Source organism: Paenibacillus sp. BSR1-1 (assembly GCF_030403775.1).
Lineage (GTDB): Bacteria > Bacillota > Bacilli > Bacillales > Cytobacillaceae > Neobacillus.
The window spans coordinates 1-17,526 of sequence record NZ_JAQMWQ010000021.1 but is presented as its reverse complement, the minus strand read 5'-3'; the positions used below and the strand labels follow the sequence as shown (position 1 = coordinate 17,526).

Here is a 17,526-nt window from a genome sequence, read left to right as displayed (position 1 = left end):
TACTAAACTTCCAAATTTATGGATATGGGAAATCTAGTAAATAATCTGCTAGCCAATCCTTCCTAGGACAACTTTCTCATTCAATCAATTATGTATACCTATATTGTCTCATTTTGTCACATTTTTTCAACAAAAAATTGAAAATTGTGTCGTTTTTAGCAAAATTGTCATATCAAGTTAATAATTGGAACAAAAAAAGACGAACAGATCACTCTGTCCGTCCCGCGTGGACAAGTGTCCACAAGGGGTGCCTGACACCATAAAAGACACCATAAATTATTTAATCCAAGCTCCGTCGCTGCCTAGTTTATAGCCGCTGATGGTGGTGTTGACGGCGAGTTGGCCGGATTGGTAGAAGTAGTACCATTTGCCGCTCAGCTGAATCCACCCGGTTACCATTTCACCCTTGGAATTTAAATAGTACCATTTGCCGTTCGGGGCAATCCAGCCTGTTTGCATCGTACCGTCTGCGCTCAGGAAATACCATTTATGATTTTCGTAAACCCATTGATTGACGGCCATCGCGCCGTTTTTATTTAAGAAATACCATTTGTTTTTGTACTTTAACCAGCCGGTTTGCATTTTTCCATCGGCATTTAGGTAATACCAGGCATTTTTATCCTTCACCCAGCCTGTCGTTTTGACACTGTTGGTTAAGAAATACCAGAAACCGTTCTCCTTCACCCAGCCATTGACATTTGCCCTTTGGATGGAAAGTTCTTTTACGGTTTCATTTCCTGCCAGGTCACGCAGCTTTAAGCTAACCTTGTTCTGCCCCGGTTCTAAGGCAATCTTAACTTCGACTGAGTCATTTGCCGGTGCCAGTACATCAACAGGGCCGACAACAGCCTTCTCAAATTCGTGATTATCATTCACGAATAAGGATAGATAGTTAAAATTATCCTTCAGGTTAAGTTTAAGCGTGATTTCATCCACACTTTCAGGGACAAGGCTTGGCGCTTTCACATCAATGATTGGTGCCGTTGAATCAATAAATACTTTTCGGGAAATAGACGACGCCTGACCAGCGTTATCCACCGCTTTCACAATGATATCGTAGAACCCATCTTTTTCAAAGGTAGCTGTTGTCGAATAGAAATACATGCCAGGTCCAGTTTGCGAAAACGAAACTTCTTTATTATTTACCGTTAGAGATTTTAAACCCAAATCCTCTATAACAAAGCCCCCAACTGGAACCTCTTTAGCATTGTAAGCACCATATGGCATCGTGGACCAAGGATCAATGATAATCAGTGGTTCCGCGTCCTCAACCTCGCCAATCGGAACCGAATCACCGCCAAAGTTAAAGGAATAGTCGACAGCAAGGACATCAACAATCGCATTTTCCGGCAGGTCCTTCAACACATAGCGGTTCACTTCAGGCGTGACTTCATTAATGAATTCGCCATTAACAAAGATGGCATACGCCTTTACCCCAGAGCCCTCTTCTACGGTATCCCAAACAACGGATGAGGTTTTTTCGTTATACTTAGCTTCAATTTGCGGTGCGGTCGTATCAACCAATACCGGAATATCCTTTGTTTGATATTGTGCTCCTGCATAATCAATGACGGACTTGATTTGATAATAGTACAAGCCATCCTTGACTGTTTTCCCATTCACTTTTCCATCCCATGTCCGGTCATAGTTGTAGGAGAAAGGAATGCCAAGACCATCATCAAAATAATTTTTAAATACGTCCTTTTCTGTTTTTACACGGCGGAGCAATTTTTTATTTTCATCTAAAATATTAAACTGTACATCTGAAGCATTTCTTAAAAATGATGGGAGCGTATTAATATCATCGTGCATCCAGTCACCATTTGGCGAGAATGCGTAGACATTCTTTTCAGGAACAGGTTCTAAGAACCAGTCATCGGAGAGCATATCATGCACCGGCTCCTCATATTTATTCCCCTCTTCATCTTCCCCGTCAAACAATCCTGTTAGATCAAAGAAACGAGATTCCCCTAAATCCTTAAAGCCGTCAAGTATCGATGGACGATCCCACTTTCCGTAAAAACCAACATAAGGAATGGTCAGGTCAGGACTTAGCTCTTTTTTACCTTCTGCGGTCTTGTCCGCATCTGTTAATCGGACAAACCCCTCAACAAACATATCTTCCATTAAAGGGACGCTCGTTTTGTTTCCATCTGCGTCAATGGCAGGTACCTTTGCTTCACTTAAATCAACATGAATAATTAGATCTTTGGATCCGTTTGCAGGAACGGTAATGGTTCTCGGGCCATCCCACTTCACTCCCTGCAATCGCCCTTCATTCAAGGCGTTTTGCGCTTCGCCTTCTGGATTCTCTTTAAGAGTATCGGCTAACACATCCGTTCTGACATTATACGTCACATCTTTATCTGTAATATTCTTAGCTTTCAGGGTCATGGTGAAATCTTTAGTGGTAAAATCCTTCAGCTCAACCTTCGCTGTACCAGTACTTTTGTTAACAACATAAACAGGAGTTTTCACCGCATTATAAGTCTGCATCATCCCAGCACCCTGCTGGCGAGGCGAGAATGGCTTTCCACTAACATCATCAATGACTTTTGCCGTATTCATTAATAAAGTCTTGGCAAGATGGGTGCGTTCGCTTACTGAAAGACCCTTGAAACGCGTATCATTCTGTAAATATTGCTGTACAAGCGCTGAACCACCGGCCACATGCGGCGCTGCCATCGACGTACCGCTATATACCCCATATTGATTATCATTTAACGTCGAAAGGATTCTTCCCCCAGGAGCGGTGATCTCCGGCTTTAACTCAAGGGAAGGCGTAGTGCCCCATGAAGAAAATTCCGTCATCCTGCCAGTTTCCGGATCGAGCTGCTCACCCGATTTAGCTACGTGAAGAGTTGTATGCCCTTCTTCAATCGCAGTCTCAAGGGCAGCACCCTCTTCTTCTGATAGCATCATAAATGGAATATCCCAGCCGCCTTGATTTTTATAAAGGGTTTCGCCGTCGCTATTGTAGACAATAATTCCGGCAGCACCTGCCTCTGCGGCGAACCAGGCTTTATCCGCAAGAGATAAATCACCGCGTTTGAGGACAACAATTTTACCGGTAACATCCAATCCTTCGTAGTCTTCGGGAAAACCAGGTGCTCCATTCAAACTTACTAGCTCTAATGACTCGTTTTCTGAAGCAAGCTTAGTCCAGTCATCAATTCCATACCCTGTGAAGGTAGTAACCTCTGCGCCATCGATCGTGAGGGAATGCTGATATTCCATAGACACATTTCCTGAGGCCGCAACTGAAATTGCGTCAGGATTGATTCCCGGTGCTTCAACTACTCCGATATCTGGATTCTTGTAGAAAGGGTTGTCCCAGCCAAAACCAATCGTATTTGAGTTTCCTGCTGACATCGAACAAACGATACCATTATTGGTGGCTCTTGCAATCGCAACATCTTCAGCACTTTGCTCTTGATAAAAAGAAGCCACTTCGCCAAGACTCATATTCAGGACATCGGCCCCAAGCTTAATCGAATCGTCGATGGCCGCTAAGTACACATCAGACCATGTGGAAGGGAACAGGATGTCGTTACTGAAAACCTTCATCGCCAGCACCTGGGATTCCGGTGCCACCCCTTTGATGCCGCCGTCTTCTTCGTTTCCATTAGCGGCTACAATCCCAGCCACATGCATACCATGCATGCCCGTAGCTCCTTTATCGAGAATCGTGTCGTTTTGATCAAAGTAGTTGTACCCATATGGGACTTTATCCGTGAAAAATTTTCCCTTTAACCCATCTTTGCTAACAATCGCCGCTATATTATCCTTTGTAAGACCTTCTTTAGACGGATCAGTCAGGACAAAATCCTTATGGGTTGGGTCGATGCCTGTGTCGATGACCGCCACCACCATACCCTCACCTTTTAATTTGGCGTCGGCCCATGTTTGGCTCGTTTGGATAAATGATTTGCTCGTTTTCATATCTGGTTTTTCTTCGGGACGTTTATATTCATTGGCCAAGTAAATATGTTTAATTCCGTCAATTTCTTCAAGCTTGGCAATATCACCAAATGGCACTTCACCGCTGAAACCATTAAAGGCAGTGGAAAAGTGGTTTTTGTATGTAAACTTGACTCCTTTAGCCTTAATTTTGTCTTTTACCGTTTTTTGCTGTTTGACAAGATTTTCGTTAACAGAGGATTTTGTGCTTTGTGATAATTCTTTGTATAATTTCCCCTGCTGGGTAGCCAGCTCGACGGGAGTCTGTCCTTCGACCTCGACAATCACGCGGACTTTGTCCTGTGCATTAAATTGATCCTTAACCTTATTCTTTAGTTGAAACTTTTCGCCGCTTTTTACATTTAGCTTCTTTTTAAATTGCTCTACCATTGCAGTGTAATCTTTTTTTGGAACCTGCGCTTGTGTTGTTGCCGCTTTGGATGGTGCCGCAAAACCAAGATTAGATAACACCAATGCGGACGCCAACGCGTAAGTAGTCATTTTTTTTCTCTTTTTTAATGACTTTAGACTCATAATCCATTTTCCCCCCTAATAGGCACCACTTACACTTAAACTGTTCTATTCTAGTAGTCAATTACATTTTTGCTAGAAAAATCCAAATGTTAATTTAATTTTAGTAGAGTAAGAGGTTTGGGTCAATGGTATTAATAATTAATTAGGTGCTGGTTGAGCCTATGACATATTTCGAGGTGCTTTTGACATGTTTTTAGGCACTTACTACATATTTCGAGGAGCTTTTGACACATTTTTGGGCACTTACTACATATTTTCAGGAATTTACTACCGATTTTGCGAAACTTTCAACATTTGCTGGATATAAACTGGAAAATTCCTCCGTTATGGGCATGAAAAAAGCCACTCCCTCATTTAGGAATGACTGATTTCCTTTGAATTCCTTGCGTTCACGAAGCTGCCGATGGCAATTGACAGGAGTATGCCGGCACTATCAATTCCGATATCAAACAGCCTGCCGTCCCTGGTGAAATATAATTGAAGAAACTCGGTTAATATTGCATAGGAGGCCGCAAAAATAAAGACCTCAAATTTCGAGTGAACTTTGGTCTGAAGTAATAGCGCTAAGATGAAAAAAGCGGTTAGATGACCTACTTTTTGGATGATGAATCCCATGTTTATACTAACAGGAAGGGGTTCCAGTAATTCAGTAAATTGCGGGTGCGCATCCCACTCGAAGTAAACCGCTCCTGATGCCATCAATTCTGAGAAGTTTGCGGTACAGGTAAAAACAAAAATCAATAATGTCCAAGATAGGATAAAGATTACTCTCATGAATGGTTCCTCCTTCAGAATCCATTTTCGGCTCCGAAGGTGAAAAGTATACACAAGAAAAGCGGAAGCGTCTTGGTAAGCCCCGACAAGAAACCTCGAGGGGCTAGGCGCTGGAGCTGGACAATTCTCAAAGTCGACAATTATACGCTTATCAAGCGAAAAGGCGAACAGATGATAATCTGTTCGCCTTCATTGGATCTGATGATTACTTAATCCAAGCTCCATCTTTTCCTAGCTTATAGCCATCAACAGTTGTGTTAGCAGCCATAACGCCATTTTTGTTTAGGTAGTACCATTTGCCGTTAATTAGTTTCCAGCCAGTTGCCATGGAACCGTTAGCGTTTAGGTAATACCACTTACCCTCTTCTAATAACCAGCCAGTCTTCATATCGCCAGATTTAGTTAGGTAATACCAAACTCCACCATCAAATACCCAGCCAGTAGCCATTTGGCCGTCTTTCTTCAAGAAATACCACTTACCGCCGTCTTTTACCCAGCCAGTAGCTTTAACATTGTTCACATAATAGAACCAAAAACCGTTCTCCATTTTCCAGCCATTCTTCTGTACAACAGCATCCTGACGGTTGATGACAACTTCCTTCACTGTTTCGTTACCAGAAAGGTCTTTCGCCTTAAGGGTTACTTTGTTTTCGCCTTCCATAAGAGGTACAGTTACGGAATAGTTTTTATTCAATGGTTGAATATCATCAATTGGGCTTACCTTTGGAACTTCAAACTCATTATCTTCATTTACATAGAAGCTTAAGTAGTGGAAGTTATCTTGCAGGTTCACATTTAAGGTAACCTTGTCCACATTCTTATCTACGCGTGAAGGTGCGTTTACGTTAATCACTGGTTTTGTTGTATCGATAAAGACTTTACGTGCAATTGAGAAGGACTTATTAGAGTGATCAGTCGCTTCAACTGTTACATCATATAAGCCATCCTTATCAAACTTAACAGTAGTATCAAAGTAGAACTTGCCATCTTCACCTTGCGAAAATTCAACGTCTTTTCCATTTACCTTAATGGCTTTAATACCAGTATCATCAGAAACAAATCCTTTTACAGGAACTTCTTTTGTACTGTAAGCTCCCCATGGCTCTGGTGAATTTGGAACGTATTCTCCTGTACTATCCTTTGAACCATCGCTGATAATGATTAATGGCAGATCCACATCGCCTTTTGCAGCTGTATCAGTACCGACGTTTCCAGCGTAGTCCCAAGCCATTACTTCAACAACAGCTTTATCTGGTACAGGTGTTTCTAATCCTGCAAATGAGAAAGAAGTTGCTTTGCCATCGACAGAGTCAACAGGCTCACCATTTACATAAATATCGTAGCTTTCAACACCAGATCCGTTTTCAGTTGTCTTCCAAGTTACCGCTTGCTTCTCAGAATCAAAGGTAGCAGCAACCACTGGCTTAGTAGTATCTACATAAACTGGAATCTTCTTCGATTGCCATTTAGCACCAGCATAGTCAATTACTGATTTAATTTCATAATAGTACAAGCCGTCTTTAACAGGTTCGCCTTTTACTTTTCCATCCCATACCCGGTCAGCCTTATAGTTAAAGAAATTACCATTTCCACCATCAAATGCAGTTTTAATAACATCTGACTCAGACTTCACACGTTTAATTTGATTGAAATCCTTATCTAAAATGTTAAATTGAACTTCGGCTGCATTCCTTAGGAATGATGGAAGTATGTTCATGCTATCATGATAATTATCCCCATCTGGTGAAAGAGCATAGAAATTCTTCTCAGGCACTGGCTTTGTGAAATATTCTTCATCATCCATTAACACATCAGAACCATCTGGGATTTTATAATATTTTTTAAAGCCATACTCTAAATCATAATAACGAACTTCACCAAGATCTTTAAATCCATCTACAATTTGCGGCTCATCCCAATGACCATAGAAGCCTACGTATGGAACAGTTAAGTTAGGAATAGTTGCATCAGAGCCAGTTAAATTAACAGATCCTTCAACAAAGATGTTCGGTCTTAAATCGAAAAGTGTCTTATTTCCTTCTGCATCAAGCCCAGGAATTTTTGCATTAGTGAAATTCACATTTACTGTAAAATCAACTGATTTACCAGCTGGAACTGTTACAGTTTTAGGAGCTTCGACTTTTGCACCTTCTAGATTACCTGCAATTAGTGCATTGTATTCAGGAATGTCCTTGCCAAAATTTTGAATAGTATCTGTTAACACGCTAGTATCTACATTGTAAGTCACGGATTTGTCTTTTGAGATGTTTTTTACTGTGAACGTCATGGAGAATTGCTTAGATTGGAAATCCTTCAATTCTACTTTTGGAGCGCCATTGGCTTTGTTTACAACATAAGCAGGTGTTGTCACAGCTGAATATGTTTGCATCATTCCTGCACCTTCACGGCGTGGTGAGAACGGCTGGCCGTTTAAGTCTTTAATCACTTGCGCAGTGTTCATCAATAATACTTTTGCAAGATGCGTGCGGTCTGCAACAGAAAGATCCTTGAAGCGGGCATCACCTTGTAAATATTGCTGAACTAAAGCAGATCCCCCAGCAACATGTGGAGATGCCATCGAAGTACCGCTCATTACTTCGTATTGATTGTTGTTAACGGTAGAATAAATATTTCCACCAGGAGCTGTAATTTCCGGCTTCAGTTCTAAAGAAGGTGTAGTTCCCCATGAAGTAAAGCTAGTCATACGACCCATTTCAGGGCTTTCTTGCTTATTGGCTGTAGCAACATTGATGAACACTGGTCCATTTGCGATTTGCTGTTCAAGTGTAGCGCCTTCTGCACCAGGAATCAACATGAATGGAACATCCCAACCGCCTTGATTATCGAACCAGACTCCATTTGTCTTATTGTAAACAATGATTCCTGCTGCACCCGCTGCAGCTGCGTTTTTAGTTTTATCAAAGAAAGATAAAGTACCACGTGGAACAAGTACCACTTTACCTTTTACATCAAGACCCTCGTAGTCTTCTGGAGAGCCAAGCTTATCGGCACCAAGACTGACAAGTTCAAGTTTGCCGCCATTGTCTGCAGAGAGCTTCGACCAGTCGTCAATACCCTTACCTAATGCAGTGAATCCTGCTAGGCCATCAACCGTAACATTCGTTTGATACAAGTATGCTTCATTACCCGAAGCAGCAACGGAAATACCATCAGGATTTAAGCTTGGTGCACCTACAACACCGATATCAGGATTTTGCGCATATGGGTCATCCCAGCCGTCGCCGATATGGTTGGAGTTACCAGCAGACATCGCACAAACGATTCCGTTAGCTGTTGCACGTTGAATTGCAAGGTCTTCTGCTCCGTTCTCTTGATAGAATGCAGCAACATCACCAAGGCTCATGTTTAGAACATCGGCACCTAGTTTAATAGAGTCATCAATCGCTGCAAGATAGACGTCAGACCATGTTGATGGGTAAATTGGGTCGTTAGAGAATACCTTCATCGCAAGAACTTGCGCTTCCGGAGCAACCCCTTTAACACCGCCATTTGCTTCGTCACCGTTTGCTGCTACGATACCAGCAACGTGCATACCGTGCATGCTTGCGCCAGGCCCTAAATCAAGGATGGTGTTGTTTTGATCATAGTAGTTGTAACCATAAGGGACTTTGTCTGTGTAGAATTTACCTTTTAAGCCCTTGTCAGCAACGATTTTATCAACCGAACTCTTTGTTAATCCTTCTTTGGAAGAATCAGTCAATTTAAAGTCACGGTGGCTTGGATCCACACCCGTGTCGATTACCGCTACAACCATACCCTCGCCTTTAAATCCGGCATCTTTCCAAGTTGTCCGGGATTGAACAAAATTGTGGCTCGTTTTTAGATTTGGTTCCATTTCAGGCTTTTTATACTCATTTGATAAGTAAACCGCTTTAACACCGGAAACGCTTTCAACCTTTGCGATGTCGCCGTAAGTCATTTCACCGCTGAAACCATTGAAGGCCGTGGAATAATTTTGCTTGTACTTAATCGCTACACCTTTACCCGCGATTTTAGCCTTTACAGATTTTTGCTGGCTTTCCGCTTTAGAAACGAGTGAAGATTTTTTATCTTCTGATAATTCTTTATATAGAACACCTTGCTGGGTTGCATATTCAACTGGAGTTTGTCCGTCAACCTCAACGATGACACGAACTTTGTCAGTCGCTTTAAGATTATCGCGTGCGTTAGTTTTAGCTGCCGCTTTTTTAAATGATGTTCTTGTTTGATTTTGCTTGAATTGCTTAAGCTTCGCTTCTAAATCACCTGGCTTATTAGTCGCGGCATTTGTTTGGGAAACAAAACCGAAGTTTGTCAGAACTAGAGCTGACGCTAATGCGTATGTAGCAATTTTGCGCTTCTTATTGTGGTTCTTTTTGCTCATTAAAGATTCCCCCCCTAATGTGAAATATGTAATTCTACATATATGTTTATCCCTTTTTCTATTAAGTTAGAAAAGTCGGAATATACAAATATAATTTTAGTATTTTTGTCTAGAATTGGCAATAGATTATTCGGAGAACGAAGAAGTATTTTTCGCAATTTTCGACAAAAAGGAGTGCGACTATAGTCATATATGGGTTTATGTCTCCACTTTAAGGCATATTGGGAAAAAAATTGTATTTACATGTTTTTTATAGATTCATCTTGTCACATTTTTGAGGATAACTTTTTGTAAAAATTGAAAGAATAGACGCGGGGCATGTTATCTGATTATGTCGGAATTGCATAATAATAGGGTTTTTAAATAATAAAACAAGATGTCTATTTCCAGTTTGGGGAATGTTATTTCTATATTAAAATAGAAAAACCAACCCTACTAAGTAGAGTTGGCCTGTTTCATTAAGAGTTTATCAGCGGATCCAAGCGCCGTCTGCGCCGAGCCTATAGCCCTGAATCGTGGTGTTTTTCGCCATTTTCCCAGTTGCATATAAGTAATACCACTTGCCGCCTGTATACAGCCAGCCGGATTGCATAACGCCGCTGTTATTCATGAAGTACCAGGAACCACTGACATAGGCCCATCCAGTTTTCATGGCACCAGCAGCGTCAAGATAATACCATTTCCCATCCGGTTTAATCCAGCCGGTTTGCATCGCACCAGAAGAGGCTAAGAAGTACCACTTGCCGGCATCCTTCACCCAGCCTGTTTGCATAACACCATCTGAGTGCAAGAAATACCATTTACCCTTATCCTTCACCCAGCCTGTTACAATTCCATCTTCATCCTGGAAGTACCATTTTTTATTTGATAATACCCAGCCTAGCTTTAAGGCCCCTGTATCCTCGTTAAAGTAGTACCATTGTCCATCGATATCGACCCAGCCAATTTGATTTACACCATCTTCGTCAAAATAATAAAGTTCATCATCAATGTAGTTCAATCCAATTGCCATGATGCCATCTGGATCGAAATAATAGAACTCATCGTCAATTTGTACCCAGCCGGTGACCATGGCGCCAGTTTCATCGAAGAAATGCCAGTTGCCCTCGATTTCAACCCAATCTGTCTGTAAAACGCCGTCCGTTCCAAGATAATAACGATTGCCGCCTAAATCGAGCCATCCTGTTTGCATAGTGCCGCTGGCATTAAAGTAATAGACATTTCCTTCGATTGTGATCCAGCCAGTCTGCATTACCCCATCCGTTCCGAGGTAATATTTTTTGCCATTTATTTCAACAAGTCCGGTTTGCATGGCACCATCTGCACCAAGGAAATACCACTTTCCAGCAGCATAAACCCAGCCCGTTTTCATGACACCATTTGGACCGAAGAAATAGTTTATCTTTTCAATTGTTACCCAGCCAGTTTTTAAAACACCGTCCGTTCCCAAGTAATACTTGTTTCCATTAAGTGCTAGCCAGCCGGTTTGCATGACGCCGTCTATGCCGAAGTAGAACCAGCTTTCATTAAGTTTCATCCAGCCTGTCTGCATCACGCCATCTTGGTTAAAATAATATTTTTTACCTTCTAATTCTAACCATCCAGTATGGAGGACCCCATTTTCATAGTAATACCATTTACCGTCTGCCTGCACCCAGCCATTTTGTGGCTGCGGCTCTGCTCCGGCCGTGATTCTGTCCTCAACTGTTGGAGAAACCGGGCTATTCTTTGCAAAATAATCCGTTAAAATTTCATAGTCGACAAGAAGCAGTTCGTGAATGCGTCCTTCTGTTTTCGCTTGTTTGAAGACTGTATAACCGTCACCGCCATCCGCAACGAACGCATTCGTAGCGACAGAATAGGTTTTCGCCAAATCGATAGGCTCAAAGCCGTTCGCAGTTTTAACCTTCACGTCCCAAACTCTATCAAATGCAGGTTTAGCAGGGTCATATTTAAATTGAATACCAGAAACCTGCATGAATTGACCTGCTCCGCTTTCCACCTTGCTGACACTATGTTCAAGTGCCTGCCAGATTTCAGCTCCTGTCAAATCTAATGTAACTAGTAAGTTAGCAAATGGCATAACCGTGTAAATCTCGCCAAGCGTGACATCTCCCTGGTCAATCGAGGCGCGGATGCCGCCGCCATTTTGCATCGCGATAAAGGTACCAGGCACTAGTTGATTCGCTCTCTGGGCCATCGCATCGGCGACAAGGTTACCTAAGTTTGTTTCTTTGTAACGTACATTAGTACGCTCACCGTCTAGAACAACATTAGAAGATCCCACGACAGTCTTTTTCAATTCTTCTAGCGGAGCCTTTAATTCGTCAACCTTCTCCTGTGCTGCTGCATCAGGCACAACCGTAGAATTTGGCCCCAAATCAATCAGCTTGCCGTCCTGTGCTGTCACCACACCATTTTCGTCAAAGCTTACATTTAATACACCCAAGTATTTGAGGTATTCGTTCGCTTGAACAATGACGGTTGGTTCTGCTTTTTCAATTACAACTGGCTGATCAAGCTTCGTGTGGGTATGTCCGCCCACGATAATATCAATTCCATCCACCGCTTTTGCGAGCTCCTGGTCTGGTCCATAGCCTAGATGGGATAGGACGACAATTTTATTGACTCCTTCTGCTTTAAGCTCCGTAACTGTTGCTTTCGCTTTTTCTGTTGCATTTTCAAACACAATCTTATCCGATGGATTGGCAAGGTAAGAAGTATCCTCCGTTGTTAACCCAAAAATGCCGACCTTTTCACCATCAACCGGTTTGATGATGGCCGGATAAATATTGCCGCCTTTTGGTGAGTCACTGATTTGATTTTTGAAAAGCGGTCCTAAAATAGGATCATTGGTTACGTTGACGTTTGCACTTAACATTGGGAACTTCATGTCTTGAATAAAGCTTGCCAGAGTGGCAGAATCCTTATCAAATTCATGGTTCCCAAATGTCATCGCATCATAGCCAAGCGTGTTCATAAATCCTAAATCAGCTTTTCCAAGATATTGATTGAAGTAAAGTGTTCCTGAAAACACATCCCCTGCGTCAACAAGCATGGCATTTGGTTTCTCGCCTCTTACTTGGTTGACTGCTGTCGTCAGCTTTGGATACTGCTCCACATTAGCATGTGTATCGTTCACGTGCATGATTGACAGGTCAATGGCCTTAGGTGCGGAAGGCGCCGTTTCTGTTTTCAGGTTGAACTGACCTAGTACGGCATCATGGTCACTGACACGTCCCTGTGCGGCCGTGAATGGTGAATTCAAATGGACGATGTCAATTTCGGAACGATCTGCTAGATTGTTAGACACGAGCATGTGATCAAGCACTTGTGAGTTTCCTTGATAGCTATAGGTAAAGCGATCAGGTGCAGGAACTTTTTCGATTAAGTTTGTTAATTCTGCCCCTTTTAATGCTGTTAATGGCTTGGAGAATTCGAAGTCATTCAAGTCACCAAGAACGACGACATTTGCATCTGCATTTTTACTTTTTACATCTTTAATAAAATTGTTCACGATGCCGGCGATTTGCACCCGTTTCGCTTCACTGCCCAGTACCGGCGGTTGATTTTTTCCAAAAATCGGCTGGTCGCCGCCCTTGGAGTTAAAGTGGTTGGCAATGACAATCACGTCTTCGCCCTTAAACATAAATTCTGCAGCAATCGGTTTACGGCTGGAAGATAACGCAGCATTAGCCGGATCAATTCTTCCTGGGTTCAAGGTTAACGAGCCATTTTCATAGCCGACAGCTTGAGTGGCCGTACCTTTTGCTGCTCCTGCTTTTAAGGAAACGCGATCAGGATTGTAAATGAAGCCGACACGAATGTTTCCATTTGGAGCGCCGCCGTCCTGATTGTCAACCGGCGCAATATCTGTCCACTGATACCCAGGACCGCCGTTCGCTTTAATCGCATCGATAAGCGCCTTGTAGTTTTGCGAAGCATCTGTTCCCCCGCCTGCTGTTTCACCATTGTTATCCTGAACCTCTACTAAACCGACAATGTCAGGTGTTTTCAAGTTTTGGACAATGGACTGGGCGATTTTATTTGTTTTCGCTGCATCGGCTTTTGTGTAGTTTTCCATGTTATATGAAGCCACAGTCAGCCTATCTTCTTTCTTGACGATATCCGTTATCTCTTGCTTATAATCACTTTCCACCAGCTTTGGCAATGATGCTTCATCAGTAAGAATTTTATAGTTTTGGAAAGTATACGTTACAACGCCATAAACGGTACCATCAAAGCGATCACCGGTTTTAGAAACAAAGTTTTTGTTGCCAAACAGAAGGTGCAGTCTTTCCGGGTTCATATTGTCCTTTGTAATCGGAATACCTCCTGGAGTTGTATAGGTCTTACCATCCACTTTCCCGGCTATGACTGGAACCTCGCCGTATCTCTGCGGCGCAACTGCGACTGGATTTTCAATGGCCACTCGCATTCCTTCAATACTTTCAAAAAAGTCGATTCCGTCTTCCTCAGGATCGAAGCTGGCAAATTTGTCATTATCAACGACTTGTGTCGGCGGATTGATGTCCTTGCCAAAAACGAGGGCAGGCGGTAATTCTTGTCCGCTCGCAAGTTTAGTAGTTTTCCCTGCATTTGCATCGATTTCCGTGGAAGGAAGATCCGTTTCCAGCTTGTCGCTGTATCCATCGATGACCCATTCCTTAACTAATCCATCAATGGCCACTTTATCGCCTTTCACAAAGCCGTGCGCTTTTTTGTAAACAAGGATTCCTTCGGAGGTTTTCGGATTATTGTCCGGAGATGGGTCCTGCATGTAAAAATTGTTTGCGTCCATCACTTGAGTGACGATTCCGGTCACCCCAGTAACATTTTTGCCATTGTATGGCGAAGTATGGCTTTCCCCTTGAATGGCACTGATTTTGAAGCCATCTTCTGGGACTGGCGGCGGGTCAACAGTGCCGCCTCCGTCTGGAGCTGTAAAGCTCATGGCAGTTGGGGATTTTAATCCCGGAACACTAAAATAGGCTGTTAATGTTCCGGTAACAAATACAACCTTCCCAATATTCGCAGGATTCGTTTTTAACCCGAACTCCGCTCTTAAGCCTGAAGTTATTTGAACTGGAAGGATTTTTGCCGGGTCGGTTTCAGTTGCACTATCGGCAATACCAAAATTGAAATCATCTGGAAAAGGTGCTGCCGTTTGATAGTTTGTTCCTGACTTCGCATAGCCGACAATATACCCTTTCACGGTTGCCGTTCCAGAGTTATTGGCAATGGCTTGTGCTACCGTTATGTAATTTTCTGCTGCACTTGCATGATGAAGGTAAGGCAACACGTAGCTTGCTAATAATGTTAAAATAGTGGTTACAATAAAAAGCTGTTTTTTAATAAACCTCAATCTCTACGCCTCCTCATTTTTGAATGTTTATACCTGCGACTAAATGGTAGTAAACAAACTAAATAGGCATTCCCCCTTCTAGTAACCTTTGTCGTACACCTACTATTCTACTTTAAAACAAACTGCTAATCTACAAAATTTAACAATTTTACCATATTAACACACTATACTTACTTTATCTTTACAAAGCATTTTGTCAAAAATCGTTATTTCCTGGGAAATCAAGTCGATAATTATCGAGTCTTATCAGTTTCCTGATTCCTCCAAATCCGTTATGATGGAAATAACTACTATTTTAGGAGGCTGAGAGTATGCCGCTTTTGCATATGAAAGAGATATTCACTCCCCTAAAACTAATAGGGATTAAGGTATTTCGCTGTAAAGAAGGTAATACCTACATAAAGGTCTGGAACAGACCTCGGAAAAAAATTTTTTCTTAAGGCATAAAAAAACAGAAAAAGGTACGGAATCAAAATGATTCCGTACCTTTTTCTTCGGGCAAATTTGATAGTTCCTGCATACCCACCTGGTGTTCCGGTCGCTTTTGATGCATCTTTTCCATTGAAAACAGCACCACATGCACAAAAAGAACAACAAGCGCAAAAAATTCTAATGCATAATCGATATAATACCATGACAAGGTAGCCGTGATATCATAAAGCGAGTGGACAATAACCGTTAACCACAGGCTTCGTGTCCATAGAAGGATGAGGCCCAACAATAAACCCATGTTGCCAAACGTGACGATTGCCCCTAATTTAATCGACCACGGCTGCTCCGTATCCAATGTATGGTCAATTCCGAAGATAATTGAGGTTAAGAACAAGGCCAACATCAGGAATATATCTCTAGAGCCGCTTTCCCAGCGGCGGCGGAATACTTTTTTAAACACCATCAGCAGCAAAATGATATAACATAGGCGCCATACCTCTTCTAAACCAGCGAGGGCATCCGTATATAAATCCCCGCCAATCGTATCGACCTTATCAAAAAAGGCCCAAACGGGACCATCCGCTGCGACTGCCTCATCGTCTTCCGCTGCGAATGACTGACTATCGGTATAATCTTCAACATATTGGTCATAATCATCGTTGAAATCTGTAAACATCGCACTGGAGTAAATATTGATGATCGTGCTGCCGACGAAAAAAATCAGAAAAGCACTGGTGAATTGTAGAATCCGCTGGCGCTTGGTTTTCTGTTGGACACTCTCATAACCCAGCCGCCGGTATAGCTTCCAGCCAACAAAAAAAGATGAAACCATGACCGCATCATACAGGGTACTGGCCAAATAGCTGTAACGGGCCAGATAAAGAAGGACTTCAGCGCCAACCGCCACAATGAGCATTGCAAAGAGTAACTTTTTCGATATCGGTTTTGTTAAATTTGATGTCATCCGTGTCACTCCTTGCCTGTGATTTGAAAAATCTCCTGTTACTTACCAAGAATATTGGCTGCCAGGATTCCGAGTCCGTTAAATAAAAGCAGGAATACGCAGCAGGCAATGGCCCACTTCCATTTTCTTGTCATGGCAATTCCCCTTAACATTTTACAAGATTATAATAGTAATAATTTAACATACCGACAGGCAATTATCACCAAAATATTGTTTCCATTTCATCATTTAACCGTCATTTTTTCTGCCCTTTTAACATAAGAATGTACAAGCAGTGTGAGTTCATTTCCAAATTATTAATACATCTTATACTAGTTTACACATTTTATGACGAATAGGGGTCTTAAAAAAATGAAACAGTTTGCTTCTATTATTCTTCTAGTTGTAGTGATTTTTGTCTTATCTTCCACCAATCCGGGTCGAGCAGAATATATCGACTGGATTAATCACAAAACGATGGACAAGTCCTCGAATCTGCTGCAAAAAGGCATTCTCTCACTTGCTGGAAAACCTATTTTCGATGCAGGCACTAAAAAATCCGATTATTTTATTTTCTCTATTTATGAAACCGATTTTTCCGATGTAGGCATGGGAAAAGTGAAATCTATTGGAATTTTTCATCAATTTATTCCGCTGTCGAGTTTTGATAAGCAATAATAAAAGGCCGAATGGTAATCCACTCGGCCTTTTGATGTTATTCGATTTTTTTCCACTTGGACCTACCGATGACAGTAGAAGAAGGAAAAAAGTGTTTATTTAGCGAAGGAATTAATGGAAGAAATTTTTGACACAAAAAAACGTTGGATTTCTCCACCGCTTCAATAAATTTGGAAATGAAAACAAAAAAGAACAGCTCGTTCATTAGCTGTCCCTTTTCGTGCCTGGCAACGTCCTACTCTCACAGGGGCGCGTGCCCCAACTACCATTGGCGCTGAGAAGCTTAACTTCCGTGTTCGGTATGGGAACGGGTGTGACCTTCTCGCCATAATTACCAGACAATTTTAATTGAGAATTCATTCTCTCAAAACTAGATAATGCAGAAGAAGTAGTGTAAAAACGAGTTCACCTTAATGACTTGGTTAAGTCCTCGAACGATTAGTATCAGTCAGCTCC

At 42.0% G+C, this 17,526-nt stretch carries 6 protein-coding genes and 1 rRNA gene; 1 reads left to right on the top strand and 6 read right to left on the bottom strand.

Going from position 1 to position 17,526, the window contains the following annotated elements; genetic code table 11:
• Positions 1-276 precede the first annotated feature (276 nt).
• The 5 genes from PH210_RS22730 to PH210_RS22710 all read right to left on the bottom strand — a co-directional run bounded on the left by PH210_RS22730 (position 277) and on the right by PH210_RS22710 (position 16,413).
• On the bottom strand, positions 277-4,494 hold the full coding sequence (locus PH210_RS22730) for a S8 family serine peptidase (RefSeq protein ID WP_289988646.1): 4,218 nt from the start codon (positions 4,492-4,494) through the stop codon (positions 277-279).
• Between the two features lie 354 nt (positions 4,495-4,848).
• Complete coding sequence (locus tag PH210_RS22725; protein ID WP_289988645.1) at positions 4,849-5,268, bottom strand: VanZ family protein; 420 nt, start codon at positions 5,266-5,268, stop codon at positions 4,849-4,851.
• A 205-nt stretch (positions 5,269-5,473) separates the two neighbouring features.
• A complete protein-coding gene (locus PH210_RS22720; RefSeq protein ID WP_289988644.1) occupies positions 5,474-9,652 on the bottom strand; it encodes a S8 family serine peptidase in 4,179 nt (1,392 codons plus the stop codon).
• 469 nt (positions 9,653-10,121) lie between these two features.
• Positions 10,122-15,017, bottom strand: coding sequence for a 5'-nucleotidase C-terminal domain-containing protein (locus tag PH210_RS22715; protein WP_289988643.1), 4,896 nt, complete (start codon positions 15,015-15,017; stop codon positions 10,122-10,124).
• Between the two features lie 469 nt (positions 15,018-15,486).
• On the bottom strand, positions 15,487-16,413 hold the full coding sequence (locus tag PH210_RS22710) for a CPBP family glutamic-type intramembrane protease (protein ID WP_289988709.1): 927 nt from the start codon (positions 16,411-16,413) through the stop codon (positions 15,487-15,489).
• 351 nt (positions 16,414-16,764) lie between these two features.
• On the opposite strand from PH210_RS22710, the gene PH210_RS22705 reads away from it, so the two are divergent.
• A complete protein-coding gene (locus tag PH210_RS22705; RefSeq protein WP_289988642.1) occupies positions 16,765-17,070 on the top strand; it encodes a DUF4359 domain-containing protein in 306 nt (101 codons plus the stop codon).
• A 222-nt stretch (positions 17,071-17,292) separates the two neighbouring features.
• On the opposite strand, the gene rrf is transcribed toward PH210_RS22705, so the two are convergent.
• Positions 17,293-17,409 (bottom strand): 5S ribosomal RNA (rrf, locus tag PH210_RS22700).
• Positions 17,410-17,526 lie beyond the last annotated feature (117 nt).

Coding starts and splice junctions, on each gene's coding strand:
- PH210_RS22725 (WP_289988645.1), bottom strand. CDS start 5,268: ATGAGAGTAATCTTTATCCTATCTTGGACATTATTGATTTTTGTTTTT.
- PH210_RS22710 (WP_289988709.1), bottom strand. CDS start 16,413: ATGACATCAAATTTAACAAAACCGATATCGAAAAAGTTACTCTTTGCA.
- PH210_RS22730 (WP_289988646.1), bottom strand. CDS start 4,494: ATGAGTCTAAAGTCATTAAAAAAGAGAAAAAAAATGACTACTTACGCG.
- PH210_RS22720 (WP_289988644.1), bottom strand. CDS start 9,652: ATGAGCAAAAAGAACCACAATAAGAAGCGCAAAATTGCTACATACGCA.
- PH210_RS22705 (WP_289988642.1), top strand. CDS start 16,765: ATGAAACAGTTTGCTTCTATTATTCTTCTAGTTGTAGTGATTTTTGTC.